This is a genomic window from Streptomyces sp. TRD_SC_5 (assembly GCF_056836825.1).
The window spans coordinates 2,906,348-2,931,005 of record NZ_JBWZZS010000001.1 but is presented as its reverse complement, the minus strand read 5'-3'; the positions used below and the strand labels follow the sequence as shown (position 1 = coordinate 2,931,005).

Annotated in this window: 36 protein-coding genes; 33 read left to right on the top strand and 3 right to left on the bottom strand. The window is 67.6% G+C overall.

What is annotated here, in order from left to right; all coding sequences use genetic code 11:
• Positions 1 to 41 precede the first annotated feature (41 nt).
• On the bottom strand, positions 42 to 2,123 hold the full coding sequence (locus AC1P0E_RS13510) for a PIG-L family deacetylase (protein WP_482745747.1): 2,082 nt from the start codon (positions 2,121 to 2,123) through the stop codon (positions 42 to 44).
• Between the two features lie 225 nt (positions 2,124 to 2,348).
• Between AC1P0E_RS13510 and AC1P0E_RS13505 the strand changes: the two genes are divergently transcribed.
• A complete protein-coding gene (locus AC1P0E_RS13505; RefSeq protein WP_482742409.1) occupies positions 2,349 to 2,867 on the top strand; it encodes an excalibur calcium-binding protein in 519 nt (172 codons plus the stop codon).
• Positions 2,868 to 2,959: 92 nt separating this feature from the next.
• On the opposite strand, the gene AC1P0E_RS13500 is transcribed toward AC1P0E_RS13505, so the two are convergent.
• On the bottom strand, positions 2,960 to 3,979 hold the full coding sequence (locus tag AC1P0E_RS13500) for a helix-turn-helix domain-containing protein (RefSeq protein WP_482742408.1): 1,020 nt from the start codon (positions 3,977 to 3,979) through the stop codon (positions 2,960 to 2,962).
• Positions 3,980 to 4,816: 837 nt separating this feature from the next.
• Here AC1P0E_RS13500 and rpsJ point away from each other — a divergent pair.
• The 31 genes from rpsJ (at position 4,817) to truA (ending at position 21,998) form a co-directional block, all read left to right on the top strand.
• The gene (gene rpsJ / locus AC1P0E_RS13495) at positions 4,817 to 5,125 is read left to right on the top strand and encodes a 30S ribosomal protein S10 (RefSeq protein WP_003948644.1); all 309 of its coding nucleotides are present in this window, start codon (positions 4,817 to 4,819) and stop codon (positions 5,123 to 5,125) included.
• Positions 5,126 to 5,136: 11 nt separating this feature from the next.
• Positions 5,137 to 5,781, top strand: a complete 645-nt coding sequence (gene rplC, locus AC1P0E_RS13490) for a 50S ribosomal protein L3 (protein WP_028812377.1) — start codon at positions 5,137 to 5,139, stop codon at positions 5,779 to 5,781.
• Positions 5,782 to 5,788: 7 nt separating this feature from the next.
• On the top strand, positions 5,789 to 6,445 hold the full coding sequence (gene rplD / locus AC1P0E_RS13485) for a 50S ribosomal protein L4 (protein WP_274561382.1): 657 nt from the start codon (positions 5,789 to 5,791) through the stop codon (positions 6,443 to 6,445).
• Positions 6,445 to 6,768, top strand: a complete 324-nt coding sequence (gene rplW, locus AC1P0E_RS13480) for a 50S ribosomal protein L23 (protein WP_138894197.1) — start codon at positions 6,445 to 6,447, stop codon at positions 6,766 to 6,768. The genes rplD and rplW overlap by 1 nt, the downstream gene beginning before the upstream one ends.
• 39 nt (positions 6,769 to 6,807) lie before the next feature.
• Entirely contained in the window at positions 6,808 to 7,644 is an 837-nt protein-coding gene (gene rplB, locus AC1P0E_RS13475) for a 50S ribosomal protein L2 (RefSeq protein ID WP_069927446.1), read from the top strand.
• Between the two features lie 12 nt (positions 7,645 to 7,656).
• Complete coding sequence (gene rpsS / locus AC1P0E_RS13470; RefSeq protein WP_138894198.1) at positions 7,657 to 7,938, top strand: 30S ribosomal protein S19; 282 nt, start codon at positions 7,657 to 7,659, stop codon at positions 7,936 to 7,938.
• 41 nt (positions 7,939 to 7,979) lie between these two features.
• Positions 7,980 to 8,327, top strand: a complete 348-nt coding sequence (gene rplV / locus AC1P0E_RS13465) for a 50S ribosomal protein L22 (RefSeq protein ID WP_069927445.1) — start codon at positions 7,980 to 7,982, stop codon at positions 8,325 to 8,327.
• Complete coding sequence (gene rpsC, locus AC1P0E_RS13460; protein ID WP_028812371.1) at positions 8,327 to 9,172, top strand: 30S ribosomal protein S3; 846 nt, start codon at positions 8,327 to 8,329, stop codon at positions 9,170 to 9,172. Before rplV ends, rpsC begins: the two co-directional genes overlap by 1 nt.
• Before the next feature lie 5 nt (positions 9,173 to 9,177).
• On the top strand, positions 9,178 to 9,597 hold the full coding sequence (rplP, locus tag AC1P0E_RS13455) for a 50S ribosomal protein L16 (protein ID WP_028812370.1): 420 nt from the start codon (positions 9,178 to 9,180) through the stop codon (positions 9,595 to 9,597).
• Positions 9,597 to 9,821, top strand: a complete 225-nt coding sequence (gene rpmC, locus AC1P0E_RS13450) for a 50S ribosomal protein L29 (RefSeq protein ID WP_138894199.1) — start codon at positions 9,597 to 9,599, stop codon at positions 9,819 to 9,821. The genes rplP and rpmC overlap by 1 nt, the downstream gene beginning before the upstream one ends.
• Entirely contained in the window at positions 9,821 to 10,105 is a 285-nt protein-coding gene (gene rpsQ, locus AC1P0E_RS13445; RefSeq protein WP_482742407.1) for a 30S ribosomal protein S17, read from the top strand. The genes rpmC and rpsQ overlap by 1 nt, the downstream gene beginning before the upstream one ends.
• Positions 10,106 to 10,202: 97 nt before the next feature.
• The gene (gene rplN / locus AC1P0E_RS13440; protein ID WP_003966950.1) at positions 10,203 to 10,571 is read left to right on the top strand and encodes a 50S ribosomal protein L14; all 369 of its coding nucleotides are present in this window, start codon (positions 10,203 to 10,205) and stop codon (positions 10,569 to 10,571) included.
• 2 nt (positions 10,572 to 10,573) lie between these two features.
• Positions 10,574 to 10,897 carry a 50S ribosomal protein L24 gene (rplX, locus tag AC1P0E_RS13435; protein ID WP_069927444.1) on the top strand — a complete coding sequence of 108 codons (324 nt, stop codon included), beginning with the start codon at positions 10,574 to 10,576 and terminating at the stop codon, positions 10,895 to 10,897.
• Positions 10,897 to 11,454 carry a 50S ribosomal protein L5 gene (gene rplE / locus AC1P0E_RS13430; RefSeq protein ID WP_028812366.1) on the top strand — a complete coding sequence of 186 codons (558 nt, stop codon included), beginning with the start codon at positions 10,897 to 10,899 and terminating at the stop codon, positions 11,452 to 11,454. Before rplX ends, rplE begins: the two co-directional genes overlap by 1 nt.
• 2 nt (positions 11,455 to 11,456) lie before the next feature.
• Complete coding sequence (locus AC1P0E_RS13425) at positions 11,457 to 11,642, top strand: type Z 30S ribosomal protein S14 (protein ID WP_004571834.1); 186 nt, start codon at positions 11,457 to 11,459, stop codon at positions 11,640 to 11,642.
• A 222-nt stretch (positions 11,643 to 11,864) separates the two neighbouring features.
• Entirely contained in the window at positions 11,865 to 12,263 is a 399-nt protein-coding gene (gene rpsH / locus AC1P0E_RS13420) for a 30S ribosomal protein S8 (RefSeq protein WP_028812365.1), read from the top strand.
• A 21-nt stretch (positions 12,264 to 12,284) separates the two neighbouring features.
• Positions 12,285 to 12,824 carry a 50S ribosomal protein L6 gene (rplF, locus tag AC1P0E_RS13415; RefSeq protein ID WP_214974336.1) on the top strand — a complete coding sequence of 180 codons (540 nt, stop codon included), beginning with the start codon at positions 12,285 to 12,287 and terminating at the stop codon, positions 12,822 to 12,824.
• 3 nt (positions 12,825 to 12,827) lie between these two features.
• Positions 12,828 to 13,211 carry a 50S ribosomal protein L18 gene (rplR, locus tag AC1P0E_RS13410; RefSeq protein WP_482742406.1) on the top strand — a complete coding sequence of 128 codons (384 nt, stop codon included), beginning with the start codon at positions 12,828 to 12,830 and terminating at the stop codon, positions 13,209 to 13,211.
• A 46-nt stretch (positions 13,212 to 13,257) separates the two neighbouring features.
• Positions 13,258 to 13,860, top strand: coding sequence for a 30S ribosomal protein S5 (rpsE, locus tag AC1P0E_RS13405; protein WP_028812362.1), 603 nt, complete (start codon positions 13,258 to 13,260; stop codon positions 13,858 to 13,860).
• Complete coding sequence (rpmD, locus tag AC1P0E_RS13400) at positions 13,860 to 14,042, top strand: 50S ribosomal protein L30 (protein WP_028812361.1); 183 nt, start codon at positions 13,860 to 13,862, stop codon at positions 14,040 to 14,042. Before rpsE ends, rpmD begins: the two co-directional genes overlap by 1 nt.
• Before the next feature lies 1 nt (position 14,043).
• A complete protein-coding gene (gene rplO, locus AC1P0E_RS13395) occupies positions 14,044 to 14,499 on the top strand; it encodes a 50S ribosomal protein L15 (protein ID WP_215135513.1) in 456 nt (151 codons plus the stop codon).
• A 225-nt stretch (positions 14,500 to 14,724) separates the two neighbouring features.
• Positions 14,725 to 16,038, top strand: a complete 1,314-nt coding sequence (secY, locus tag AC1P0E_RS13390; RefSeq protein WP_482742405.1) for a preprotein translocase subunit SecY — start codon at positions 14,725 to 14,727, stop codon at positions 16,036 to 16,038.
• On the top strand, positions 16,038 to 16,700 hold the full coding sequence (locus AC1P0E_RS13385; RefSeq protein ID WP_482742404.1) for an adenylate kinase: 663 nt from the start codon (positions 16,038 to 16,040) through the stop codon (positions 16,698 to 16,700). Before secY ends, AC1P0E_RS13385 begins: the two co-directional genes overlap by 1 nt.
• 103 nt (positions 16,701 to 16,803) lie before the next feature.
• A complete protein-coding gene (map, locus tag AC1P0E_RS13380) occupies positions 16,804 to 17,640 on the top strand; it encodes a type I methionyl aminopeptidase (protein ID WP_482742403.1) in 837 nt (278 codons plus the stop codon).
• A 171-nt stretch (positions 17,641 to 17,811) separates the two neighbouring features.
• Positions 17,812 to 18,033 (top strand): translation initiation factor IF-1, encoded by a 222-nt coding sequence (gene infA, locus AC1P0E_RS13375; protein WP_003956442.1) that lies wholly within the window; start codon positions 17,812 to 17,814, stop codon positions 18,031 to 18,033.
• Between the two features lie 59 nt (positions 18,034 to 18,092).
• Positions 18,093 to 18,206, top strand: a complete 114-nt coding sequence (gene rpmJ / locus AC1P0E_RS13370) for a 50S ribosomal protein L36 (RefSeq protein WP_003956441.1) — start codon at positions 18,093 to 18,095, stop codon at positions 18,204 to 18,206.
• 191 nt (positions 18,207 to 18,397) lie between these two features.
• Entirely contained in the window at positions 18,398 to 18,778 is a 381-nt protein-coding gene (rpsM, locus tag AC1P0E_RS13365; RefSeq protein ID WP_028812356.1) for a 30S ribosomal protein S13, read from the top strand.
• Positions 18,779 to 18,843: 65 nt separating this feature from the next.
• Positions 18,844 to 19,248 carry a 30S ribosomal protein S11 gene (rpsK, locus tag AC1P0E_RS13360; protein WP_017949643.1) on the top strand — a complete coding sequence of 135 codons (405 nt, stop codon included), beginning with the start codon at positions 18,844 to 18,846 and terminating at the stop codon, positions 19,246 to 19,248.
• A gap of 163 nt (positions 19,249 to 19,411) precedes the next feature.
• A complete protein-coding gene (locus AC1P0E_RS13355; RefSeq protein ID WP_003956430.1) occupies positions 19,412 to 20,434 on the top strand; it encodes a DNA-directed RNA polymerase subunit alpha in 1,023 nt (340 codons plus the stop codon).
• Positions 20,435 to 20,516: 82 nt separating this feature from the next.
• Entirely contained in the window at positions 20,517 to 21,014 is a 498-nt protein-coding gene (rplQ, locus tag AC1P0E_RS13350; protein ID WP_482742402.1) for a 50S ribosomal protein L17, read from the top strand.
• 99 nt (positions 21,015 to 21,113) lie between these two features.
• Positions 21,114 to 21,998 carry a tRNA pseudouridine(38-40) synthase TruA gene (truA, locus tag AC1P0E_RS13345; protein ID WP_482742401.1) on the top strand — a complete coding sequence of 295 codons (885 nt, stop codon included), beginning with the start codon at positions 21,114 to 21,116 and terminating at the stop codon, positions 21,996 to 21,998.
• Here the strand turns inward: truA and AC1P0E_RS13340 are convergent.
• On the bottom strand, positions 21,972 to 22,865 hold the full coding sequence (locus AC1P0E_RS13340; protein ID WP_482742400.1) for a hypothetical protein: 894 nt from the start codon (positions 22,863 to 22,865) through the stop codon (positions 21,972 to 21,974). The genes truA and AC1P0E_RS13340 overlap by 27 nt on opposite strands.
• 47 nt (positions 22,866 to 22,912) lie before the next feature.
• On the opposite strand from AC1P0E_RS13340, the gene AC1P0E_RS13335 reads away from it, so the two are divergent.
• On the top strand, positions 22,913 to 24,541 hold the full coding sequence (locus tag AC1P0E_RS13335) for an ABC-F family ATP-binding cassette domain-containing protein (protein ID WP_482745746.1): 1,629 nt from the start codon (positions 22,913 to 22,915) through the stop codon (positions 24,539 to 24,541).
• The last annotated feature ends 117 nt before the right edge of the window (positions 24,542 to 24,658 follow it).

The following is a 24,658-nucleotide window of genomic DNA, read 5'->3' as shown; positions in this document are numbered from 1 at the left end:
GCGGCGGTGCGGGGGCCCTTCTGTCGTGCGTGGCAGCCCTCCTAGGGGCGCCAGAGCCACGGTGTCGCGTCCGGGCCCAGGCCGACCACTACCGGGCCCTTCGGGCCGAGGTGGAGAGTGGGGCCCTCCAGGGCTGAGACGGCGTCCTTGCGGCGTATCAGGCGGCCCTCCGCCAGCAGCTGCACCTGGCCCTTCCGGTCCCGGCCCAGGAGGACCGGGCCCGCCGGTGCCGACGCGGCGCCCACCGCGCCGTAACCGTGGAAGCGCAGCCGTACCGGGCTGCTGCCGCCCACCCGTGCGGTCGTCAGGCGGGCGGTGGCCGGGCGTCGGTAGACCAGGTCTATGCCGCCGTCGGGTGCGGCGAACGCGGTGGGGGAGCCGCCCGGAGTGGGCAGGCCCGTGGCCGGGCCGGGGGCCATCGGGCGGCCCGGGGTGCCCTGCGTCCAGTGGTGCACGGTCTCGTGGCCGGCGGCGAAGACATGGACGCGGCCGTCGCCGTCCACCGCCGTGGCCAGGCCGTCCTGGATCTCGCCGCCGCCGAGGTCGCGCCAGGCGTTCCAGCGGCCGGCCGCGCTGCGGACGCGCGTACTGATGCCCTTGTCCGCGTTCCGTACGAAGAGGTGGACTCGGCCGTCGGGGGCCGTCACCGCGACGGGGGAGCCGATGCGGCGGCCCCGGTCGTGGCGCTTCTCCGGATTGCCGAGACCGGTCCAGGCGCCGAACCGACCGCCGGGTGCGCGCTGTTCGAGCAGTACGATCTCGCGCGTATTGGCCGCGCCATGACCGGCGAGCGCGGAGAAGCGCAGGCCGAAGAGCAACTGCCGGCCGTCCGCGAGCGTGGCCGCGCCGAGCGCGGGCGCGAGTGGCCCGCCGCCGAGGTCGTCCGGCGCGCCCCACACGGCGCTGCCGGGCGCCGTCTCGCGCCGGCGCACGACGCGCAGACCCAGCACGCCGTACGCCGTCAGCCGCCCGTCGGGGCCGGTGGCGACGACCGGGCGGGCGCCGGGGTAGCGGTAGTGCGTGGAGCGGACCCAGCCCTTGCGGTTGGTGAGGGGGCGGTCGCCACCGACGTTGTAGTCGCCGCAGCCCGCCGGGTTCCCGCACTCCCAGTCGGGAGCGCCGCCGTACGGAACGAGGTGCGCGGCCTTCTCCCGGACCACCTGCGCGGGGAGGTTCTTCGGCCAGTGCCGGTTGTAGTAGCCGCGGTACGCCGTGGCGACGAAGCCCGGCACCTCACCGCCGCCCTCGGTGGCCTCGGCGATCCGTCGGATCATCGCGGCCCAGGCGAAGGAGGCGACGGCGGTGTGATCCGCGTGGTCCGAGTACCCGGGCTGCTCGCTGTCGCGGCGACGGGTGGCCTCGTCGCTGTGCTGGATGTCGGGGTCGGGATCGAGGGTCTGCACGACCGTGGGCCGGTACTGCTCCATCAGCCCCGCGAGTACGTCGATGAGCCCGTCGTAGTCGTACGAGCCGGCCTTCTGCAGCGGCGAGTCGTCGGCCACGACGGTGCGCAGTGACAGGCCGCGCGCTTCCCAGAGGCTGGGCAGGCCCATCCGCCCCCATGTGGTGTGCATGGCCAGGTTGAGGAAGATCAGCTCGACCCGGCGGCCGCCGTTCACGAGTGTGTTGAGCTCGGCGCGGTGGTCCCCGCGCAGGGTGGTGACGGACTTCTGCCACTTGGTGAACCGGGGGAGCCCCAGGAGGACGGCGTACGCCTGACGCAGTCCCTGATGGCGAGCGGAGGAGTACGCCGTCCGGTCGGCCGGCTGCGGTCCCGCGCCCGGTATCCGGTTGACGCCGTTGGCCTCGCCGGCCGTGACGTACACGCAGACCAGGGGGACGCCGGAGTCCAGCGTCTGCCGGGTGTCCGGGTTCATGAAGTACAGGTCGTCGTCCGGGTGCGCGAGTATCTGCATCAGCAGTGCGTGCCGGGGGCTGGATATGCGCTTGCCCGGCAGGGGGTCGGGCGCGGGGCCCTTGCGGCGGGGAGCGGGGACCGAGCAGGAGGAGACGGCCAGCCCGGCGGTGACGGCGGCGGCCGAGGTGATCACGACGCGCCTGCCGGGGCCGGCCCCGAGCCCACCCTCTCCAGAGCGTCCGGGCACGCGGCCGCCTTCGTTCATGCTCCCCAAGACCCGCGCTCCGTCCGCTTCCCCCGCAACGGGCGTTTCTCGCGCCGCGCGTGCACCCCGTCGATCACTGAAGGCGGCGACCCACCCCCTGGTCCGGGCCGCGCTGGTCTAGACGGCTGTCGGGACGTCGGGGTTGCCCGGCCGGGCAACCCGGTTCACCGGTGTCGTGATCGCGGTCGAGTGGCAGGGAATGATCACCCTGCTTACGTTCGAGAAATGAACCTTCGCACTGCCGCAGCGGCCCTGGTGCTGGCTGCCGCCGCCTCCGCCCCGTTGTCCGGCGTCGCGCATGCGCAGCCCGACCTCGACTGCAGCGACTTCACCTTCCAGGAGGAGGCGCAGGCGGAGTTCGACCGGGACCCCAGCGACCCGTACCGGCTGGACGAGGACCCGGGGGACGACGACCGGATGGCCTGCGAGGCGCTGCCCAGCAGGGGTGAAATCGGCACAGCCACGGCTGTGCCCCCGCCGCCGGCCACGGCCACGGTTACCACCACGACCACAGCGCCGCCCGTGGCCCCGGCCACCACCGCCACCGCTCCAGCCACCACAGCGGCACCCGTTCAGCCCACCGTGTCCCCGAGTCTTGGGGTCAGGGGCGGCACCGGAAGCACCGTCGAAGGCGGCAGCAGTAATGCCGAGACCGCACTCGGCCTCGGTCTGACGGCCGTCGCCGCCGCTCTGACCGTGGGCTACGTCGTAATCAAGCGACGCCGGCGCGCCAACCGGCTGTGAGCGGTGAGGGCGCTGGTCCCTTCGGGTAGCGGGGCAGCTGCTCCGTCTTCCTTGGTGATCTCGAATCTCCCGCTGGTCAGTTCACCCTCATGCTAGGCAGCCCCCGTCATGCCTGTGCGGCAGTCGCGGCAGCGCCCCGGCTCCGGCGCCCGGAACGGGCGGTCGCAGCCCTCGCAGTCCTGGAAGGGATCCGGCCGTACGACGACGGGCTCGGCCGGGAGCGGGCCCGGCAGCAGCGCGGTCAGCCGGTGCGCGATCAGCCCCGCCGGGCTGGCCAGCTGCTCCGGGAGGTTGGCGCGCAGCGCCTGCTGCACCGCCTCGGGCGCGGTGTTGAGCTCCAGCCAGGTGGCGACGCCGGGAGCCAGCCGGTGCACGTCCCGCTCGGCGAGCGTCAGGCGCGGGTCGTCCCGGCGCAGCCCGGCGAGGAGGTCGCGGGCGGCCTGGTCGCGTACCGGGTCCTGGGTGAGGGGCACGGGGAGTGGCGGCGGCGGGGCGCGGTGCGGCGCGGGGGCGGAGTCCGTGTCGGGCTCGGGAGCCGGTTCCTGCTCCGGTGGTACGTCGACGAGCTCCGGCCAGGGGTACGCCGTGACTTCCTGCCCCGCCGGTACGTCGACGGGCGCGGGCCGGGGCGCCTTCGGCCGCCGGGCCCGTGGCGGGGCAGCGGCGGCGGGTCGTGCCCCCGGCTGGTTGCAGGACACCGTACGGGTGACGATGCGCCCATTGGGCAGCCGCTCCCGCGAACGTTCCAAGTACCCGCAAGCCTCCAGCTCGCGCAGCGCGGAGGCGATACGGGCCTCGCTCTCCGGGAACCGCGCCGCGAGGAACTTGATGCCGATACGGGCCCCGGCGGGCAGTGACTGGATGTGTACGGCGAGTCCGATCGCGACGAGGGTCAGCTCACGGTGCTGGCTGAGGTGATTGCCGACGACGGTGTAGCGGCTGGTGTGCCGGGTGTTGGCGTGTACGACGCCGGAACGGACGGCGGCCCGGCGAACACCGGACGAGGCGCGCGAGCGCGCGCTAAGGTGCTGAACATCCATCGGGAAGGGGTTCGCTTCCTCGTTGGTCAGGCCCTCGTTCGGGATGGCCGTCCCGGCCGGGGGCCGTCGCATGTCTGGGGTTGTCGCGGCGAGCATATGCCAGCCAACAGGCATGGACGCCAGCCCAGTTGGCGGAGACCACCCGTGTGAGTGACGGGAGGTAGGTGGGGTTGGGAGGGGTCTTTTGCTCCCGGGGATTGAATGTTTTCAGACGTCGTGCGGCCCCACGACGCGGCTCACCGGGTCGCGACAGCCCGCGACCCGGTTCAGAGGCCCGTCTCGGCCCACACCGTCTTGCAGGGCACCGGCCCCGTCGCCGGACGCCTGAATCGTGGGCAACCGGTCACCGCGTGCGTCGGTCACCTCGATACGGAGCGTGTCGGCGGCCGTGATGGTGAGCGTGAGACGGAAGTCCCGCCTCGTACGAGGCCGTGCGTCGTGGCGTTCGAGAGCACGGGTGGTGGGCGGTGCGGCGCGCCCGGGTGTAGCCCTGGGTTTGACCTACGTCACGCACGGGGTAATCTTCTGCGCCCGATTGGCGTGGGCTGTGCCCCGTATGGCAGACTGTCGGGGTTGCTCGGTTGAGTGCCGATGCTGCGCGCCTCCCGTCGGGAGGACCGGAAGCGAGTCCCACAGTACTCGTCGCCCCAACTGCCCTCTGGGCAGCGCTGGAGCGGACGTACGGGAATCTTTCGGGAAGTGTCAGCGGGGCTGAAGCCAGGCACCCGGTGGGCGTTCTCCCCCGGCTTGCGGTCGCGGACCGCATCCCCTACAGCAGGGAAAACCTTCGGGATTTCTTACTGGCGAGGATGCGACACGCCCGACCGCGTGGGTCGGAGAAGAGCAGTGCTGGCAAAGACAGCCCCCGGGTCCCAGAGCGTTACGAGAGAACAGGACTACTAGGTAGCCATGGCGGGACAGAAGATCCGCATCCGGCTCAAGGCCTACGACCACGAGGTCATCGACTCTTCGGCGAAGAAGATCGTCGAGACGGTGACTCGCACTGGTGCGTCGGTCGCAGGCCCGGTGCCGCTGCCCACAGAGAAGAACGTGTACTGCGTCATCAAGTCGCCGCACAAGTACAAGGATTCTCGCGAGCACTTCGAGATGCGCACGCACAAGCGCCTCATCGACATCCTCGACCCGACCCCCAAGACCGTTGACTCGCTGATGCGCCTGGACCTTCCGGCCGGCGTTGACATCGAGATCAAGCTCTGAGGGGCGCGGAGATGGCTAAGCAGATTAAGGGAATCCTGGGCGAGAAGCTCGGCATGACCCAGGTCTGGGACGAGAACAACCGGGTTGTCCCGGTGACCGTCGTCAAGGCCGGGCCTAATGTCGTGACCCAGGTCCGCACGAATGACTCCGACGGCTACGAGTCGGTCCAGATCGCCTTCGGCGAGATCGACCCTCGCAAGGTGAACAAGCCCCTCAAGGGCCACTTCGCCAAGGCCGACGTGACCCCGCGCCGCCACCTGGTGGAGCTCCGTACCTCCGACGCCAGCGAGTACACGCTCGGCCAGGAGATCACTGCCGAGGTGTTCGAGTCCGGCGTCAAGGTTGACGTCACGGGCAAGAGCAAGGGCAAGGGCTTCGCCGGTGTCATGAAGCGTCACAACTTCGCCGGTGGCAAGGCTTCGCACGGTGCCCACCGCGTGCACCGCAAGCCTGGTTCCATCGGTGGCTGTGCCACCCCCGGCCGTGTCTTCAAGGGCATGCGCATGGCGGGTCGTATGGGCAACGAGCGGGTCACCACCCAGAACCTGACCGTCCACGCCGTTGACGCCGAGAAGGGTCTGCTGCTCATCAAGGGCGCCGTCCCCGGCCCCAACGGTGGCCTCGTCCTGGTCCGTACCGCGGCCAAGGGGGTTTGAGGAACCGATGAGCACCATTGACATCCTTACGCCGGCAGGCGACAAGGCCGGTACCGTCGAACTCCCCGCGGAGATCTTCGATGCCAAGGTCAGCATTCCGCTGATCCACCAGGTCGTTGTCGCACAGCTGGCCGCTGCCCGTCAGGGCACGCACAAGACCAAGCGTCGCGGCGAAGTCCGTGGTGGCGGCAGGAAGCCCTACCGCCAGAAGGGCACCGGCCGCGCCCGTCAGGGTTCGACCCGCGCCCCGCAGTTCGCAGGCGGTGGCGTCGTTCACGGCCCGCAGCCGCGTGACTACTCGCAGCGCACGCCCAAGAAGATGAAGGCCGCCGCTCTGCGTGGCGCCCTGACCGACCGGGCCCGCAACGCTCGTATCCACGTCGTCTCCGACGTGGTCGAGGGTGCGGTTGTGTCCACGAAGGCCGCGAAGAACCTGCTGGGCAAGGTCAGCGAGCGCAAGCACGTGCTCCTGGTCGCCGAGCGTTCGGACGAGGCCGCGTGGCTCTCCGCCCGCAACCTGCCCCAGGTGCACCTCCTGGAGCCGGGCCAGCTGAACACGTACGACGTGCTCGTCTCTGACGACGTGGTCTTCACCAAGGCTGCTTTCGAGTCTTTCGTGTCTGGCCCCACCAAGGCCGATGAGACCGAAGGGAGCGACGTCTGATGGCTGAGGCGACCGTAACCAGCAAGACCTTCACGGACCCGCGTGACGTACTCGTCAAGCCGGTTGTGTCCGAGAAGAGCTACGCGCTGCTCGACGAGAACAAGTACACGTTCATCGTCGCGCCCGGCTCCAACAAGACCCAGATCAAGCAGGCCGTTCAGGCGGTCTTCGGGGTCAAGGTCACCGGGGTCAACACGATCAACCGGCAGGGCAAGCGCAAGCGCACCAAGACCGGCTTCGGCAAGCGCTCCGACACGAAGCGCGCCATCGTGACCCTCGCCGAGGGCGACCGTATCGACATCTTCGGCGGCCCGACCTCCTGACGGAGGTCGAGTCGTCCGGAATCGGACGAGGACTGAGAAATGGGAATCCGCAAGTACAAGCCGACGACGCCGGGCCGCCGTGGCTCCTCCGTCGCCGACTTTGTCGAGATCACGCGGTCCACGCCGGAGAAGTCGCTGGTTCGCCCCCTGCACAGCAAGGGCGGCCGTAACAACGCCGGTCGGATCACCGTTCGCCACCAGGGTGGCGGACACAAGCGCGCCTACCGCGTGATCGACTTCCGTCGTCACGACAAGGACGGCGTGCCGGCCAAGGTCGCGCACATCGAGTACGACCCGAACCGCACCGCGCGCATCGCGCTTCTGCACTACGCAGACGGCGAGAAGCGCTACATCATCGCACCGCGTGGGCTCACGCAGGGTGACCGGATTGAGAACGGCCCTGGCGCCGACATCAAGCCCGGCAACAACCTGGCGCTGCGCAACATCCCGGTCGGTACGACCATCCACGCCATCGAGCTGCGGCCCGGCGGCGGCGCGAAGTTCGCCCGTTCCGCGGGTGCCTCCGTGCAGCTGCTGGCGAAGGAGGGCACGATGGCCCACCTTCGTATGCCTTCCGGTGAAATCCGCCTGGTCGACGCCCGCTGCCGCGCCACGATTGGCGAGGTCGGCAACGCCGAGCAGTCGAACATCAACTGGGGCAAGGCCGGCCGCATGCGCTGGAAGGGCGTCCGCCCGACCGTTCGTGGTGTCGCGATGAACCCCGTTGACCACCCGCACGGTGGTGGTGAGGGCAAGACTTCCGGTGGTCGTCACCCGGTCAGCCCGTGGGGTCAGAAGGAAGGTCGTACTCGCTCGCCGAAGAAGGCATCGAGCAAGTACATCGTCCGCCGCCGCAAGTCGAACAAGAAGCGCTAGGAGCGGGTTTAGATGCCGCGCAGTCTCAAGAAGGGGCCCTTCGTCGACGGACACCTCGTAAAGAAGGTGGACGTCCAGAACGAAGCTGGCACCAAGAACGTCATCAAGACCTGGTCCCGGCGCTCGATGATCATTCCCAGCATGCTGGGTCACACCATCGCGGTGCACAACGGCAAGATTCACGTCCCGGTGTTCGTCACCGAGTCGATGGTCGGCCACAAGCTCGGCGAGTTTGCGCCGACCCGCACCTTCCGCGGCCACGTCAAGGACGACCGCAAGTCGAAGCGCCGCTAAGGCGGGGTGCGATGACTATGAACGACACCGAAGGGACAACCATGGAAGCCAGGGCCCAGGCGCGGTACATCCGCGTCACGCCCATGAAGGCCCGCCGCGTGGTGGACCTTATCCGTGGCATGGATGCCACGGAGGCTCAGGCGGTCCTGCGTTTCGCCGCGCAGGCCGCGAGCGTGCCGGTCGGCAAGGTGCTTGACAGCGCCATTGCCAACGCTGCGCACAACTACGACCACACGGACGCCTCCTCGCTGGTCATCAGCGAGGCGTACGTCGACGAGGGCCCGACCCTGAAGCGGTTCCGTCCGCGTGCTCAGGGCCGTGCCTACCGGATCCGCAAGCGGACCAGCCACATCACCGTGGTCGTCAGCAGCAAGGAAGGTTCCCGGTAATGGGCCAGAAGGTAAACCCGCACGGGTTCCGGCTCGGCATCACCACGGACTTCAAGTCCCGTTGGTACGCCGACAAGCTGTACAAGGACTACGTCAAGGAAGACGTCGCCATCCGCAGGATGATGACGTCCGGCATGGAGCGCGCCGGCATCTCGAAGGTTGAGATCGAGCGCACCCGTGACCGCGTGCGTGTGGACATCCACACCGCACGTCCGGGCATCGTCATCGGCCGCCGTGGCGCCGAGGCCGACCGCATCCGCGGCGACCTCGAGAAGCTCACGGGCAAGCAGGTCCAGCTGAACATCCTCGAGGTCAAGAACCCCGAGATGGACGCTCAGCTGGTTGCTCAGGCCGTTGCCGAGCAGCTCTCCTCCCGCGTCTCCTTCCGTCGCGCCATGCGTAAGAGCATGCAGGGCACGATGAAGGCCGGCGCCAAGGGCATCAAGATCCAGTGTGGTGGCCGTCTCGGCGGCGCCGAGATGTCCCGGTCCGAGTTCTACCGCGAGGGTCGTGTGCCGCTGCACACGCTGCGCGCGAACGTGGACTACGGCTTCTTCGAGGCCAAGACCACCTTCGGCCGTATCGGCGTGAAGGTCTGGATCTACAAGGGCGACGTCAAGAACATCGCCGAGGTCCGTGCCGAGAACGCCGCGGCCCGTGCGGGTAACCGCCCGGCCCGTGGTGGCGGCGCGGCCGACCGTCCGGCCGGTGGCCGTGGTGGTCGTGGTGGCGAGCGTGGCGGCCGCGGCCGCAAGCCGCAGCAGGGCGCACCGGCAGCAGAGGCCCCCAAGGCCGACGCTCCCGCCGCCGCTGCTCCGGCTGAGAGCACCGGAACGGAGGCCTGACCGAAATGCTGATCCCTCGTAGGGTCAAGCACCGCAAGCAGCACCACCCCAAGCGCCGCGGTATGGCGAAGGGTGGCACTGAGGTCGCATTCGGCGAGTACGGCATCCAGGCGCTGACCCCGGCCTACGTGACGAACCGCCAGATCGAGGCTGCTCGTATCGCGATGACCCGCCACATCAAGCGTGGCGGCAAGGTCTGGATCAACATCTACCCGGACCGTCCGCTGACGAAGAAGCCCGCCGAGACCCGCATGGGTTCCGGTAAGGGTTCTCCCGAGTGGTGGATCGCGAACGTGCACCCGGGCCGGGTCATGTTCGAGCTGTCCTACCCGAACGAGAAGATTGCTCGTGAGGCGCTCACCCGCGCTGCTCACAAGCTTCCGATGAAGTGCCGGATTGTTCGGCGCGAGGCAGGTGAGTCGTGATGGTGGCCGGTACGAAGGCGACTGAGCTGCGCGAGCTGAACGACGAGGACCTCGTCGCCAAGCTCCGTGAGGCCAAGGAAGAACTGTTCAACCTCCGCTTCCAGGCGGCGACCGGACAGCTCGAGAACCACGGCCGGCTCAAGTCCGTCCGTAAGGACATCGCCCGGATCTACACCCTGATGCGTGAGCGCGAGCTGGGCATCGAGACGGTGGAGAGCGCCTGATGAGCGAGAAGACTGTGACTGAGACCAACACCGACCGCGGCTTCCGCAAGACCCGTGAGGGTCTCGTCGTCAGCGACAAGATGGACAAGACTGTCGTCGTCGCTGTCGAGGACCGCGTCAAGCACGCGCTGTACGGCAAGGTCATCCGCCGTACGAACAAGCTCAAGGCTCACGACGAGTCCAACGCCGCAGGCGTCGGCGACCGCGTCCTCATCATGGAGACGCGTCCGCTGTCGGCGAGCAAGCGCTGGCGCATCGTCGAGATCCTCGAGAAGGCCAAGTAAAAACCCCTGAGGGGTTTCCCTCAGGGCAGTTCCGCCAGGCTCGGCAGGGGCATTTCGGTGCCCCTGCCGGGAACCGGCAGACGATCAGGAGATAGACGTGATCCAGCAGGAGTCGCGACTGCGCGTCGCCGACAACACGGGTGCGAAGGAAATTCTCACCATCCGTGTTCTCGGTGGCTCGGGTCGCCGCTACGCGGGCATCGGCGACGTCATCGTCGCCACCGTCAAGGACGCGATCCCCGGCGGCAACGTGAAGAAGGGTGACGTCGTCAAGGCTGTCATCGTTCGCACCGTCAAGGAGCGCCGCCGCCAGGACGGCTCGTACATCCGCTTCGACGAGAACGCCGCTGTCATTCTCAAGAACGACGGCGACCCTCGTGGCACCCGTATCTTCGGCCCGGTGGGCCGTGAGCTGCGCGAGAAGAAGTTCATGAAGATCATCTCGCTCGCGCCGGAGGTGCTGTAAGCATGAAGATCAAGAAGGGCGACCTGGTTCAGGTCATCACCGGTAAGGACAAGGGCAAGCAGGGCAAGGTCATTCTGGCCGTGCCCCGCGAGAACCGTGTCCTGGTCGAGGGTGTCAACCGGGTCAAGAAGCACACCAAGGCCGGTCAGACCGCTCGCGGTTCGCAGACCGGTGGCATTGTGACGACCGAGGCCCTGATCCACGTCAGCAACGTTCAGCTGGTTGTGGAGAAGGACGGCAAGAAGGTCGTTACCCGCGTCGGCTACCGCTTTGACGACGAGGGCAACAAGATCCGCGTTGCCAAGCGGACCGGTGAGGACATCTGATGACTACCACCACCGCACCGCGCCTCAAGCTGCGCTACCGCGAGGAGATCGCGGGCAAGCTGCGTGAAGAGTTCTCGTACGAGAACGTCATGCAGATCCCCGGTCTCGTCAAGATCGTGGTCAACATGGGTGTGGGCGACGCCGCCCGCGACTCCAAGCTGATCGATGGCGCCATTCGCGACCTCACCACGATCACGGGCCAGAAGCCGGCCGTCACCAAGGCCCGGAAGTCCATCGCGCAGTTCAAGCTGCGCGAGGGTCAGCCGATCGGCTGCCACGTCACCCTCCGCGGTGACCGCATGTGGGAGTTCCTGGACCGTACGCTGTCGCTCGCGCTGCCGCGTATCCGTGACTTCCGTGGTCTGTCGCCGAAGCAGTTCGACGGCCGTGGCAACTACACCTTCGGTCTCACGGAGCAGGTCATGTTCCACGAGATCGACCAGGACAAGATCGACCGGGTCCGGGGCATGGACATCACCGTGGTCACCACGGCGACCAACGACGACGAGGGTCGTGCCCTCCTTCGTCACCTCGGCTTCCCGTTCAAGGAGAACTGACCGTGGCGAAGAAGGCCCTGATCGCTAAGGCGGCCCGCAAGCCGAAGTTCGCTGTGCGCGCGTACACGCGTTGCCAGCGCTGCGGCCGGCCGCACTCCGTCTACCGCAAGTTCGGCCTGTGCCGCGTGTGCCTTCGTGAGATGGCTCACCGTGGCGAGCTGCCGGGCGTGACCAAGAGCTCCTGGTAATCCAGTACTGCCCTTTGGGCGTACGGATTTCCCGAAGCTCTCGGTAAGTATCTGGTCGGCAGGAGCCCTCCCCCGAATGCCGTAGGCTTGAAGGGTTGGGCGCCTGCCGCCCTGACCGACTTACTACGCCGTAGGTCCCCGCACCGCACCCGTCCCGCCACTGAGTGGGGAGAGGGATGGCGCATACAGGAAACCCCGGCGAGAGAGGCCGAAGGCCAATTCATGACCATGACTGATCCGATCGCGGACATGCTGACTCGTCTGCGTAACGCGAACTCGGCGTACCACGACACCGTGGCTATGCCGCACAGCAAGATCAAGTCGCACATCGCGGAGATCCTCCAGCAGGAGGGCTTCATCACTGGCTGGAAGGTCGAGGATGCCGAAGTTGGCAAGTCCCTCGTCCTCGAGCTGAAGTTCGGCCCGAACCGTGAGCGCTCCATTGCGGGCATCAAGCGGATCTCGAAGCCGGGTCTGCGCGTTTACGCGAAGTCCACCAACCTGCCGAAGGTCCTTGGCGGCCTGGGCGTGGCGATCATCTCCACGTCCCACGGTCTTCTGACCGGCCAGCAGGCAGGCAAGAAGGGCGTAGGTGGGGAAGTCCTCGCCTACGTCTGGTAGTCGGGAACGGAGGAAAAGCTAATGTCGCGAATCGGCAAGCTCCCCATCCAGGTTCCCGCCGGTGTGGACGTCACCATCGATGGCCGCACGGTCGCGGTGAAGGGCCCCAAGGGTTCCCTCTCGCACACCGTCGCCGCGCCGATCGAGGTCACCAAGGGCGAGGACGGCACCCTTGCGGTGCTGCGCCCCAACGACGAGCGTCAGAACAAGGCCCTCCACGGCCTGTCCCGCACGCTGGTGGCGAACATGATCACCGGCGTGACCACGGGTTACACGAAGGCGCTCGAGATCAGCGGTGTCGGTTACCGCGTCCAGGCGAAGGGCTCCAACCTGGAGTTCGCCCTGGGCTACAGCCACCCGATCGTCGTTGAGGCCCCCGAGGGCATCACCTTCAAGGTCGAGTCGCCCACGAAGCTCAGCGTCGAGGGCATCGACAAGCAGAAGGTCGGCGAGGTCGCCGCTAACATCCGCAAGCTGCGGAAGCCCGACCCGTACAAGGCCAAGGGCGTCAAGTACGCCGGCGAGGTTATCCGCCGCAAGGTTGGAAAGGCGGGTAAGTAAGCCATGGCATACGGTGTAAAGATCGCCAAGGGTGACGCGTACAAGCGCGCTGCCATCAAGCGCCGCCACATCCGGGTTCGCAAGCACGTCTCCGGTACGCCGGAGCGTCCGCGCCTGGTCGTGACGCGTTCCAACCGCAACATTGTCGCGCAGGTCATCGACGACATCGCGGGCCACACGCTCGCTTCGGCGTCGACCCTGGACACCTCGATCCGTGGTGGCGAAGGCGACAAGAGCGCCCAGGCCCAGCAGGTTGGCGCGCTCGTCGCCGAGCGCGCGAAGGCTGCCGGCGTCGAGGTCGTCGTGTTCGACCGTGGTGGCAACAGGTACGCCGGGCGCATTGCCGCTCTGGCTGACGCCGCCCGCGAAGCCGGGCTGAAGTTCTAAGCCCCGGTTCCGGGACTAACGGACGTAACAGAGAGAGGTAAATCCAATGGCTGGACCCCAGCGCCGCGGAAGCGGTGCCGGTGGCGGCGAGCGGCGGGACCGGAAGGGTCGCGACGGTGGCGCTGCCGCCGAGAAGACCGCTTACGTTGAGCGCGTTGTCGCGATCAACCGCGTTGCCAAGGTTGTCAAGGGTGGTCGCCGCTTCAGCTTCACCGCGCTGGTCGTGGTGGGCGACGGTGACGGCACTGTAGGCGTCGGATACGGCAAGGCCAAGGAAGTTCCCGCGGCCATTGCCAAGGGCGTTGAAGAGGCGAAGAAGTCCTTCTTCAAGGTTCCGCGCATCCAGGGCACCATCCCTCACCCGATTCAGGGCGAGAAGGCTGCGGGCGTCGTCCTGCTCAAGCCGGCTTCCCCCGGTACCGGCGTTATCGCCGGTGGCCCGGTGCGAGCCGTGCTCGAGTGCGCCGGCGTTCACGACATCCTGTCGAAGTCGCTCGGCTCGTCGAACCCGATCAACATCGTTCACGCGACTGTGACGGCCCTCAAGGGCCTGCAGCGTCCCGAGGAGATCGCGGCTCGCCGTGGTCTGCCCCTCGAGGACGTGGCCCCCGCGGCCCTGCTCCGTGCGCGTGCGGGAGCGGGTGCGTAATGGCCCGTCTCCAGATCACGCAGACGAAGTCGTACATCGGCAGCAAGCAGAACCACCGCGACACCCTGCGTTCGCTCGGGCTCAAGCGCCTGAACGACGTGGTTGTCAAGGAGGACCGCCCCGAGTTCCGCGGAATGGTTCACACCGTCCGCCACCTCGTGACGGTTGAGGAGGTCGACTGACATGGCGGAGAACAACCCGCTGAAGGTCCACAACCTCCGGCCCGCCCCGGGCGCCAAGACCGCCAAGACCCGTGTGGGTCGTGGCGAGGCGTCCAAGGGTAAGACCGCAGGTCGTGGCACCAAGGGCACCAAGGCCCGTTACCAGGTTCCGCAGCGCTTCGAGGGCGGGCAGATGCCCCTCCACATGCGTCTGCCGAAGCTCAAGGGCTTCCGGAACCCGTTCCGCACCGAGTACCAGGTCGTGAACCTGGACAAGCTCGCCGACCTCTACCCGCAGGGTGGAGAGGTCACGGTGGCCGATCTGGTCGCCAAGGGTGCGGTTCGTAAGAACGAACTCGTCAAGGTGCTCGGCGCCGGCGAGATCTCCGTGGCGCTGACGGTGACGGTTGACGCCGTTTCCGCCTCCGCCAAGGAGAAGATCGCTGCCGCTGGCGGCACCGTCACCGAGCTCGTCTGAGAGACGAGCCCGATGGCTTGAACACCGACCGGGGATGCCTCCCAAAAGGGGCATCCCCGGTTGGTCGTTCCTAGGGGGGCATGGTCGCCGGTATGGTGGCGTGCACCGTTAACTTCCGTGCGGTGCGTCCGCACGGCTTTTGACTGCTAATCGTTTTTCGTCGGATTCGTCGATCCTCAATACCGTCACCTCTGACGCAGTAGCGCGGGGGTCGCAGGAGGCACCGTGCTCACCGCGTTCGCCCGGGCGTTCAAGACGCCCGACCTGCGCAAGAAGCTGCTCTTCACACTGGGCATCATCGTGCTGTACAGGCTCGGGGCCCACGTTCCGGTTCCCGGCGTCAACTACAAGAACGTGCAGATCTGCGTCGACCAGGCGGAGACAGGCGGGCTCTTCGGGCTCGTCAACCTGTTCAGTGGTGGCGCCCTGCTGCAGATCACGATCTTCGCGCTCGGCATCATGCCGTACATCACGGCGAGCATCATCCTCCAGCTTCTGACCGTGGTGATCCCGCGGCTCGAGGCGCTCAAGAAGGAGGGGCAGTCCGGTACCGCCAAGATCACGCAGTACACGCGTTATCTGACGGTGGCCCTCGCGGTGCTTCAGGGCACGGGCCTGGTGGCCACCGCCCGTAACGGCGCGATCTTCCAGGGCTGTCAGGTCGCGGACCAGATCGTGCCGGACAAGTCCATCTTCATCACCCTCGTGATGGTCGTCACGATGACCGCGGGCACCGCGGCCGTCATGTGGCTCGGTGAGCTCGTCACCGACCGGGGCATCGGCAACGGCATGTCGATCCTGATGTTCATCTCGATCGCCGCCGGCTTCCCCGGCGCCCTGTGGACCATCAAGAAGAAGGGCGAACTCGCCGACGGCTGGATCGAGTTCGGCATCGTGATGCTCGTCGGCTTCGCCATGGTCGGCCTCGTGGTCTTCGTCGAGCAGGCGCAGCGCAGGATCCCGGTGCAGTACGCGAAGCGCATGATCGGGCGCAAGTCCTACGGCGGTACGTCGACGTACATCCCGCTCAAGGTGAACCAGGCCGGTGTGATCCCGGTCATCTTCGCCTCGTCGCTGCTCTACATCCCCATGCTCATCGTCCAGTTCAGCGGTGGCGGCGGAAGTACCAGCTGGGGCACGTGGATTCAGGCGAACTTCGTCGATGGCAAGCCCATCTACATCGCCACGTACTTCCTGTTGATCGTGTTCTTCGCCTTCTTCTATGTGGCGATTTCGTTCAACCCCGAGGAAGTCGCCGACAACATGAAGAAGTATGGTGGCTTCATCCCGGGTATCCGGGCAGGTCGGCCTACCGCCGAGTACCTGAGCTACGTGCTCAACCGGATCACTTGGCCGGGCTCGCTGTATCTGGGTCTGATCGCTCTTGTGCCGACGATGGCGTTGGCGAGCTTCGGCGCGAACCAGGACTTCCCCTTCGGCGGGACAAGCATCCTCATCATCGTGGGTGTGGGTCTGGAGACCGTGAAGCAGATCGAGAGCCAGCTCCAGCAGCGCAATTACGAAGGGTTCCTCCGCTGATGCGAATCGTCCTCGTCGGGCCGCCCGGTGCCGGCAAGGGAACGCAGGCTGCGTTCCTTGCCAAGAACCTGTCGATCCCGCACATCTCCACGGGCGACCTCTTCCGCGCCAACATCAGCCAGGGCACGGCCCTCGGCAAGCAGGCGAAGGCCTTCATGGACGCCGGCAACCTGGTACCGGACGAGGTCACCATCGGGATGGCCAAGGACCGCATGGCCCAGCCCGACGCCGAGGGCGGGTTCCTGCTGGACGGCTTCCCGCGAAACGTTTCGCAGGCCGTCGCGCTCGACGAGTCGCTCAAGGCCGACGGGCAGCAGCTGGACGGCGTACTGGACCTGGAAGTCCCCGAGGACGAGGTCGTGAAGCGGATCGCGGGTCGCCGTACCTGCCGCAACGACTCGAGCCACGTCTTCCACGTGACGTACAGCCCGCCCAAGCAGGACGGCGTCTGTGATGTCTGCGGCGGCGAGCTCTACCAGCGTGGCGACGACACCGAGGAAACGGTGCGGCGCCGGCTGGAGGTCTACCACAGCGAGACCGAGCCGATCATCGACCACTACAAGGCTCAGGGCCTGGTGGTCACCATCTCCGCGCTGGGCAAGGTCGACGAAGTGACCAAGCGTGCGATGGAAGCCCTGAAGAAGTCCTCCGACGAGGGCTGATCGAGCAAGCAGTACAACGGTTGCGGCCGCGGTGTCCGAGAGGCGCCGCGGCCGTACTGTTGGGCGGGTACAAGTAGTTACAGCGAATGTGGAAGGCACACGCATGGTGGAGATCAAGACCCCCGAGCAGATCGCGAAGATGCGTGAGGCGGGGCTGGTCGTCGCCGCCGTCCACGCGGCCACGCGTGAGGCGGCCGTACCGGGCGCCACCACCAGGGACCTGGACGAGGTGTCCCGCAAGGTGCTCGCCGAGCACGGTGCGAAGTCGAACTTCCTCGGGTACGGCGGTTTCCCCGCCACCATCTGCACCTCGGTGAACGAGGTCGTCGTCCACGGCATCCCGGACGAGAAGACCGTCCTGAAGGACGGCGACATCATCTCGATCGACGCCGGCGCGATCGTCGACGGCTGGCACGGCGACGCGGCGTACACCGCCTTCGTCGGTACGGGACACGCGCCCGAGCTGGTCGAGCTCTCCCGGGTGACCGAGGAGTCGATGTGGGCCGGCCTCGCCGCGATGAAGCTGGGCAACCGGCTCGTCGACATCTCCAAGGCGATCGAGTCGTACATCCGCCGGCAGCCGCGTCCGGCGACGGGCAAGTACGGGATCATCGAGGACTACGGCGGCCACGGCATCGGCTCCGAGATGCACATGGACCCGCACCTGCTGAACTACGTCACGCGCAAGCGCGGCAAGGGCCCGAAGCTGGTGCCCGGCTTCTGCCTGGCGATCGAGCCGATGGTGAGCCTCGGTACGGCGCAGACGGACGTCCTGGAGGACAACTGGACCGTCGTCACGACGGACGGGACCTGGTCCTCGCACTGGGAGCACTCGGTGGCGCTGACCGAGGAGGGACCGCTGGTCCTGACCGCGGTGGACGGCGGCAAGGCGAAGCTGGCGGAGTACGGGGTCACGACGGCGCCGGATCCGATGGGCTGAGCCCGGACGAGCGCTGGACCGAACAGCTTAACGATCTTGACAGTTGGGCAAACTCCCCGGATTCGTCTTTTCCGGGTGCCTGACGTAGACTGACTCGTCGGCTCACGTGTACCCGTATGCCTGCATACGGATGCGTAAGTCGATCAAGGTAGCCGATTCGAAGGGCGAAGCGTGGCCAAGAAGCAAGGTGCCATCGAAATCGAGGGCACCGTGATCGAGTCCCTCCCGAACGCAATGTTCAAGGTGGAACTTCAGAACGGTCACAAAGTCCTAGCGCACATCAGCGGCAAGATGCGTATGCACTACATCCGCATCCTCCCGGATGACCGGGTCGTGGTGGAGCTTTCTCCGTACGACCTCACGCGTGGCCGGATCGTCTACCGGTACAAGTAGATCTTGCCCACGCCTCGTGTCAGCGGGGCGGTGGCACTGACCCGGAGAACCTCACTTTCATGAAGGTCAAGCCGAGCGTCAAGAAGATCTGCGACAAGTGCAAGGTGATCCGCCGTCACGGCCGGGTCATGGTCATTTGCGACAACCTGCGCCACAAGCAGCGCCAGGGCTGACGCACGACCCCCTGCATCTCGCAGTACTTCGCGCGACGCACGTAAAAACGTAATTACGCAGAACCCAGTGCCCTCGGGTGCTGATACCTCCGGCGGAGGCCGGGGACCTGGTCCGTAACGCTCCCTGACGGGAGTGGTCGGTGGCCACGGAGCGGTTCTGCGGAAGACCTCCGAGCAAACAGGAGCCATGCATGGCACGCCTTGAAGGCGTTGACCTCCCGCGCGAAAAGCGTATCGAGGTCGCCCTCACCTACGTCTTCGGCATCGGTCGCACCCGTGCCCAGGAGACTCTCGCCGCTACCGGCGTGAACCCCGACACGCGCGTTCGTGACCTGGCCGAGGAAGACCTCGTCAAGATCCGCGAGTACGTCGACGTCAACTTCAAGACCGAGGGTGACCTCCGTCGCGAGGTGCAGGCCGACATCCGCCGCAAGGTCGAGATCGGCTGCTACCAGGGTCTGCGTCACCGCCGCGGCCTGCCGGTTCACGGCCAGCGCACCAGCACGAACGCTCGTACCCGCAAGGGCCCGCGTCGCGCGATCGCCGGCAAGAAGAAGCCGGGCAAGAAGTAGTCCTCAGCCGGACGCTTACCAGCGGTCTTCGCTGTAGGACCGACCACCTCCCGTAGGAGTTATAGATGCCCCCCAAGGGTCGTCAGGGCGCTGTCAAGAAGGTGCGCCGCAAGGAAAAGAAGAACGTCGCTCATGGGCACGCCCACATCAAGAGCACGTTCAACAACACGATCGTCTCGATCACGGACCCCTCGGGCAACGTGATCTCCTGGGCCTCCGCCGGCCACGTCGGCTTCAAGGGCTCGCGCAAGTCCACCCCCTTCGCCGCGCAGATGGCCGCCGAGTCGGCCGCCCGTCGCGCGCAGGAGCACGGCATGCGCAAGGTTGACGTCTTCGTCAAGGGTCCCGGCTCCGGCCGTGAGACCGCGATCCGCTCCCTCCAGGCCACTGGCCTCGAGGTCGGCTCGATCCAGGACGTCACCCCCACCCCGCACAACGGCTGCCGCCCTCCCAAGCGCCGCCGCGTCTGACGCTTCGCGTCCGACTCTGGTTGTTGCAATGCGTTCGGAGTGAAGACCGACCTTCACTTCCGAACGCGTTGTACTCGGGCGGTACGGTCCTTCGGGCCGTGCCGCCCGTACCCTTGTAACAGTTGGCATCAAATAGTGGGTGCCAAGACTGGAGGCATTTCTCATGCTTATCGCTCAGCGTCCGTCGCTGACCGAAGAGGTCGTCGACGAGTACCGCTCGCGGTTCGTGATCGAGCCCCTCGAGCCGGGCTTCGGTTACACCCTCGGCAACTCCCTGCGTCGTACGCTCCTCTCCTCGATCCCCGGCGCTGCTGTCACCAGCATCCGGATCGACGGCGTCCTGCACGAGTTCACCACCGTGCCGGGTGTCAAGGAGGACGTCACCGACCTCATCCTGAACATCAAGCAGCTGGTCGTTTCCAGCGAGCACGACGAGCCCGTCGTGATGTACCTGCGCAAGCAGGGACCGGGCCTGGTCACCGCCGCTGACATCGCCCCGCCGGCCGGCGTCGAGGTGCACAACCCCGACCTGGTGCTCGCCACGCTCAACGGCAAGGGCAAGCTGGAGATGGAGCTGACCGTCGAGCGCGGTCGCGGCTACGTCTCCGCCGTCCAGAACAAGCAGGTGGGCCAGGAGATCGGCCGTATTCCGGTCGACTCCATCTACTCGCCGGTGCTCAAGGTCACGTACAAGGTCGAGGCGACCCGTGTCGAGCAGCGCACCGACTTCGACAAGCTGATCGTCGACGTCGAGACCAAGCAGGCCATGCGCCCGCGCGACGCCATGGCGTCCGCCGGTAAGACCCTGGTCGAGCTGTTCGGTCTGGCGCGCGAGCTCAACATCGACGCCGAGGGCATCGACATGGGCCCGTCCCCGACGGACGCCGCGCTCGCTGCCGATCTCGCGCTGCCGATCGAGGAGCTCGAGCTCACCGTTCGTTCGTACAACTGCCTCAAGCGCGAGGGCATCCACTCCGTGGGTGAGCTCGTGGCCCGCTCCGAGGCCGACCTGCTCGACATCCGCAACTTCGGTGCGAAGTCGATCGACGAGGTCAAGGCGAAGCTGGCCGGTATGGGCCTCGCGCTGAAGGACTCGCCTCCCGGCTTCGACCCGACCGCTGCCGCCGACGCCTTCGGCGCCGACGACGACGCGGACGCCGGTTTCGTCGAGACCGAGCAGTACTGATCAAGACTTCCGGCGGGCACTAGCTCGTCGGTAACTGACACCGGTACCTGATACGGCCGGTGCAGACACTAGGAGAAACACCATGCCGCGTCCCGCAAAGGGTGCCCGTCTGGGCGGCAGCGCCGCGCACGAGCGTCTGCTTCTCGCCAACCTGGCGAAGTCGCTGTTCGAGCACGGCCGCATCACGACGACCGAGGCCAAGGCCCGCCGCCTGCGCCCCGTCGCCGAGCGCCTGGTCACCAAGGCGAAGAAGGGCGACATCCACAACCGTCGCCTGGTGCTGCAGACGATCACGGACAAGAGCATCGTGCACACGCTCTTCACCGAGATCGCCCCGCGGTACGAGAACCGCCCCGGTGGTTACACCCGCATCACGAAGATCGGCAACCGTCGTGGCGACAACGCCCCGATGGCGGTCATCGAGCTCGTCGAGGCCCTGACCGTGGCGCAGGCCGCCACCGGTGAGGCAGAGGCCGCGACGAAGCGTGCGGTGAAGGAAGACGCCCTCAAGAAGGACGAGGCTGCCAAGGACGACGCTCCGGCCGCCGAAGCTGCCGAGGGTGAGTCCAAGGACGCCTGAGCGTTCTGACACCACTGGGCGGGCCCGCATCACCCTTCGGGGCGGTGCGGGCCCGTTCTGGTTTTCGAGTCTGTGGGATCTGTGGGAGAGGAATCGCTCGTGAGCGACGGCATTGAGGGTGCGGCGCCCGGCTTCGTGCGGGTGCGGCTGGATCTTTCGTACGACGGGAAGGACTTTTCCGGGTGGGCGAAGCAGACCGAGCGGCGCACGGTCCAGGGTGAGCTGGAGAGTGCGCTGCGGACCGTGACGCGGTCCTCGGTGACGTACGAGCTGACGGTCGCCGGGCGTACGGACTCGGGCGTGCACGCGCGCGGGCAGGTCGCGCACGTCGACCTGCCGGAAGACGTGTGGGCCGAGCACCACGACAAGCTGCTGCGGCGGCTCGCGGGGCGGCTGCCGCACGACGTACGGGTCTGGAAGGTGGCGGAGGCACCCGCGGGGTTCAACGCCAGGTTCGCGGCCGTCTGGCGGCGCTACGCGTACCGCGTGACGGACAATCCCGGGGGCGTCGACCCGCTGCTGCGCGGACATGTGCTGTGGCACGACTGGCCGTTGGACGTGGACGCCATGAACCGGGCGGCGGAGAAGCTGGTCGGAGAGCACGACTTCGCGGCGTACTGCAAGCGGCGTGAGGGCGCGACGACCATTCGCACCTTGCAGCAGCTCGCGTGGGAGCGGGGGGCGGACGGTGTCATTACCGCTACCGTGCGCGCCGATGCCTTCTGCCACAACATGGTGCGCTCGCTGGTGGGCGCGATGCTGTTCGTCGGGGACGGGCACCGGGACGCGGACTGGCCGGGGGAGGTGCTGGCGGCGGGCGTACGGGACTCGGCCGTCCATGTCGTACGCCCGCACGGCCTCACTCTGGAGGAGGTCGGCTACCCGGCTGATGACTTGCTGGCGGCGCGGGCTCGGCAGGCCCGCAACATGCGGACACTGCCGGGATCGCCGGCCGGTTCACTGTCCGGCGGTGGCTGCTGCTGACGCCTGGGTCTTTCCGCGCTGGTGGATCTGACGGAACGTGAACTCCGCGAGGTCGTCGCCGGTCGTGAAGACGTCCTTGTCGGCCTGCGTGACGTTCTTGCCGCTGGTGAAGCCGCTCACCGTGAAGTAGGCGTAGCGGCCGTAGGCGTTGGTGGTCCTGCGGCAGATCGAACCACCCCGGCAGAACGTGGGGACGCCGCCTCCGGAGAGGGAGGCGAGGCCGCCGCTCGCCTGGTCCTTGGCCTTCTCGGCCTGGGCGGCGGTGTCGAAGACCGCGACGCCCACGGTGACGGCCACGCCGTTCTTCGTGTACGTCGCGCGGATGACCTGGTCGCAGCCGTTGTTGGCGAGTACGGAACCCAGCGCGCCCTGGGTCGCGGCGGAGCAGCTGGTGGTGCGGTTCGTCGCGCCCTTGGCGTACGCGCGGTCGCCCATCTTCAGCTTCGTGCCGGGGAAGAGGGTGCCGGCGCTCAGCGGCAGCTTGTCCTTCTTCGCGCTGGAGATGAAGTCCCTCGGGTTCGGCGGGGGCGGCGGCGCCTGGGAGGAGAAGGAGGGGCCCGGCTGCGCGGATTCCGTCGGTAGGGTCTCGGGGGTCGGCAGCTCGCTCGCGGAGTTGGTGTTGTTCGGGCTGTTGCTGTTTGTCGTGACCACCGCCGTGGCGACGATCGCGCCGACCACGGCCGTCGCCAGGATGCCGCCGCCGATGTACGTCCACCGTTTGCGGCGGGCGCGTGCGGCGGAGGCGTCGGCGAGTGCCGCCCAGTCCGGTGTGTCGGGTGTGGTGCTGTTCGTCGTTCCGTACGGATCCTGAGGGTTCTGCTGTCCCTCGGGGCCGCCCCAGGAGGGCCCCCCTTGCCCAAAGCTCATGCCGCGCATCCTAATCCGGTTGGGTGATCTCGGTGACGGCGGTGACAATGCGGAGCATGGGACATCTTGAGGCCGCACACGTCGAGTACTACCTGCCGGACGGGCGGCCGTTGCTCGGCGACGTCTCGTTCCGGGTCGGGGAGGGCGCGGTCGTGGCCCTGGTGGGGCCCAACGGAGCGGGCAAGACGACACTGCTCCGGCTGATCTCCCGGGAGCTGCAGCCGCACGGCGGGTCGGTGACGGTGAGCGGCGGGCTCGGGGTGATGGGGCAGTTCGTGGGGTCCGTACAGGACGAGCGGACCGTGCGGGACCTGCTGGTCTCGGTGTCTCCGGAGCGGATCCGGGAGGCGGCCGCCGCTGTCGATCGGGCTGAGCACGGGATCCTCACCGTGGACGACGAGAAGGCGCAGATGGCTTATGCGCAGGCGTTGTCCGACTGGGCGGAGGTGGGCGGGTACGACGCCGAGACCGTCTGGGACATGTGCTCCATGGCGGCGCTGGGGATTGCCTACGACACGGCGCAGTTCCGCGAGGTGCGGACGCTCAGCGGGGGTGAGCAGAAGCGGCTCGTGCTGGAGGCGCTGCTTCGGGGGCCGGATGAAGTGCTGCTGCTGGATGAACCCGACAACTATCTGGATGTGCCGGGGAAGCGGTGGCTGGAGGAGCGGTTGAAGGAGACCCGTAAGACGGTCTTCTTCGTTTCACATGACCGTGAGCTGCTTTCGCGGGCCGCCGACAAGATCGTGAGCCTGGAGCCGGGGGTGACGGGGGCCGACGCGTGGGTGCACGGCGCCGGGTTCGACACCTTCCACGAGGCGCGGGCCGAGCGGTTCGCCCGGTTCGAGGAACTCTTGCGCCGGTGGGAGGAGGAGCACGCGCGGCTCAAGGCGCTGGTGCTGAGGCTGCGGGGGCAGGCCGCGAGCAGCCCCGACATGGCCTCGCGGTACCGGGCCATGCGGACGCGGTTCGAGAAGTTCGAGGAGGCGGGGCCGCCGCCGGAGCCGCCGCGGAAGCAGGACATCCGGATGCGGCTGCGGGGCGGGCGGACGGGGGTTCGGGCCGTTGTGTGTGAGGGGCTTGAGCTCGTTGGGCTGATGAAGCCCTTTGATCTGGAGGTCTATTACGGGGAGCGGGTCGCCGTGCTCGGGTCGAACGGGTCCGGGAAGTCGCACTTCCTGCGGCTGCTGGCGGGGGAGGACGTGGCGCACAAGGGGGAGTGGAAGCTGGGCGCGCGGGTGGTGGCCGGGCACTTCGCGCAGACGCACGCGCACCCCGAGCTGGTCGGGCGGACGCTCGTCGACATCCTGTGGTCCGAGCACTCCAAGGACCGGGGCGGGGCGATGGGCATGCTGCGGCGGTACGAGCTGGAGCGCCAGGGGGACCAGGCGTTCGACCGGCTGTCGGGCGGGCAGCAGGCGCGCTTCCAGATCCTGCTGATGGAGCTGGAGGGGACGACCGCGCTGCTCCTCGACGAGCCTACGGACAACCTTGACCTGGAGTCGGCGGAGGCGTTGCAGGAGGGGCTGGAGGCGTACGACGGGACTGTGCTGGCCGTTACGCACGACCGGTGGTTCGCGAAGTCCTTCGATCGGTATCTGGTGTTCGGGTCGGACGGGGTTGTGCGGGAGACGGCGGAGCCGGTGTGGGACGAGCGGCGGGTGGAGCGGGCCCGGTAGGACGGGCGGCGGCGTCCGGGGGGCGGGAGCGGGGGCTCTGGGGTCGGTGCGGGGCTCTGGGGTCGGTGCCGCGCCGGGGCGTCCCCTCCCGGCACCGAGACCTGCGAGGCGGGGTGG

What these genes read in the sequence shown, in the direction of transcription:
- rpsE (WP_028812362.1), top strand. Translation starts at nt 13,258, where the DNA reads ATGGCTGGACCCCAGCGCCGCGGAAGCGGTGCCGGTGGCGGCGAGCGG.
- rpsC (WP_028812371.1), top strand. Translation starts at nt 8,327, where the DNA reads ATGGGCCAGAAGGTAAACCCGCACGGGTTCCGGCTCGGCATCACCACG.
- rpsM (WP_028812356.1), top strand. Translation starts at nt 18,398, where the DNA reads ATGGCACGCCTTGAAGGCGTTGACCTCCCGCGCGAAAAGCGTATCGAG.
- rpmJ (WP_003956441.1), top strand. Translation starts at nt 18,093, where the DNA reads ATGAAGGTCAAGCCGAGCGTCAAGAAGATCTGCGACAAGTGCAAGGTG.
- AC1P0E_RS13340 (WP_482742400.1), bottom strand. Translation starts at nt 22,865, where the DNA reads ATGAGCTTTGGGCAAGGGGGGCCCTCCTGGGGCGGCCCCGAGGGACAG.
- rplD (WP_274561382.1), top strand. Translation starts at nt 5,789, where the DNA reads ATGAGCACCATTGACATCCTTACGCCGGCAGGCGACAAGGCCGGTACC.
- rplQ (WP_482742402.1), top strand. Translation starts at nt 20,517, where the DNA reads ATGCCGCGTCCCGCAAAGGGTGCCCGTCTGGGCGGCAGCGCCGCGCAC.
- map (WP_482742403.1), top strand. Translation starts at nt 16,804, where the DNA reads ATGGTGGAGATCAAGACCCCCGAGCAGATCGCGAAGATGCGTGAGGCG.
- rplP (WP_028812370.1), top strand. Translation starts at nt 9,178, where the DNA reads ATGCTGATCCCTCGTAGGGTCAAGCACCGCAAGCAGCACCACCCCAAG.
- rplB (WP_069927446.1), top strand. Translation starts at nt 6,808, where the DNA reads ATGGGAATCCGCAAGTACAAGCCGACGACGCCGGGCCGCCGTGGCTCC.
- rpsJ (WP_003948644.1), top strand. Translation starts at nt 4,817, where the DNA reads ATGGCGGGACAGAAGATCCGCATCCGGCTCAAGGCCTACGACCACGAG.
- rplR (WP_482742406.1), top strand. Translation starts at nt 12,828, where the DNA reads ATGGCATACGGTGTAAAGATCGCCAAGGGTGACGCGTACAAGCGCGCT.
- rplX (WP_069927444.1), top strand. Translation starts at nt 10,574, where the DNA reads ATGAAGATCAAGAAGGGCGACCTGGTTCAGGTCATCACCGGTAAGGAC.
- rplF (WP_214974336.1), top strand. Translation starts at nt 12,285, where the DNA reads ATGTCGCGAATCGGCAAGCTCCCCATCCAGGTTCCCGCCGGTGTGGAC.
- AC1P0E_RS13500 (WP_482742408.1), bottom strand. Translation starts at nt 3,979, where the DNA reads ATGCGACGGCCCCCGGCCGGGACGGCCATCCCGAACGAGGGCCTGACC.
- rpmC (WP_138894199.1), top strand. Translation starts at nt 9,597, where the DNA reads ATGGTGGCCGGTACGAAGGCGACTGAGCTGCGCGAGCTGAACGACGAG.
- AC1P0E_RS13505 (WP_482742409.1), top strand. Translation starts at nt 2,349, where the DNA reads ATGAACCTTCGCACTGCCGCAGCGGCCCTGGTGCTGGCTGCCGCCGCC.
- AC1P0E_RS13385 (WP_482742404.1), top strand. Translation starts at nt 16,038, where the DNA reads ATGCGAATCGTCCTCGTCGGGCCGCCCGGTGCCGGCAAGGGAACGCAG.
- rpsK (WP_017949643.1), top strand. Translation starts at nt 18,844, where the DNA reads ATGCCCCCCAAGGGTCGTCAGGGCGCTGTCAAGAAGGTGCGCCGCAAG.
- AC1P0E_RS13355 (WP_003956430.1), top strand. Translation starts at nt 19,412, where the DNA reads ATGCTTATCGCTCAGCGTCCGTCGCTGACCGAAGAGGTCGTCGACGAG.
- rpsS (WP_138894198.1), top strand. Translation starts at nt 7,657, where the DNA reads ATGCCGCGCAGTCTCAAGAAGGGGCCCTTCGTCGACGGACACCTCGTA.
- rpmD (WP_028812361.1), top strand. Translation starts at nt 13,860, where the DNA reads ATGGCCCGTCTCCAGATCACGCAGACGAAGTCGTACATCGGCAGCAAG.
- rplE (WP_028812366.1), top strand. Translation starts at nt 10,897, where the DNA reads ATGACTACCACCACCGCACCGCGCCTCAAGCTGCGCTACCGCGAGGAG.
- rplC (WP_028812377.1), top strand. Translation starts at nt 5,137, where the DNA reads ATGGCTAAGCAGATTAAGGGAATCCTGGGCGAGAAGCTCGGCATGACC.
- rpsQ (WP_482742407.1), top strand. Translation starts at nt 9,821, where the DNA reads ATGAGCGAGAAGACTGTGACTGAGACCAACACCGACCGCGGCTTCCGC.
- rplV (WP_069927445.1), top strand. Translation starts at nt 7,980, where the DNA reads ATGGAAGCCAGGGCCCAGGCGCGGTACATCCGCGTCACGCCCATGAAG.
- rplW (WP_138894197.1), top strand. Translation starts at nt 6,445, where the DNA reads ATGGCTGAGGCGACCGTAACCAGCAAGACCTTCACGGACCCGCGTGAC.
- AC1P0E_RS13335 (WP_482745746.1), top strand. Translation starts at nt 22,913, where the DNA reads ATGCGGAGCATGGGACATCTTGAGGCCGCACACGTCGAGTACTACCTG.
- rpsH (WP_028812365.1), top strand. Translation starts at nt 11,865, where the DNA reads ATGACCATGACTGATCCGATCGCGGACATGCTGACTCGTCTGCGTAAC.
- rplO (WP_215135513.1), top strand. Translation starts at nt 14,044, where the DNA reads ATGGCGGAGAACAACCCGCTGAAGGTCCACAACCTCCGGCCCGCCCCG.
- AC1P0E_RS13510 (WP_482745747.1), bottom strand. Translation starts at nt 2,123, where the DNA reads ATGAACGAAGGCGGCCGCGTGCCCGGACGCTCTGGAGAGGGTGGGCTC.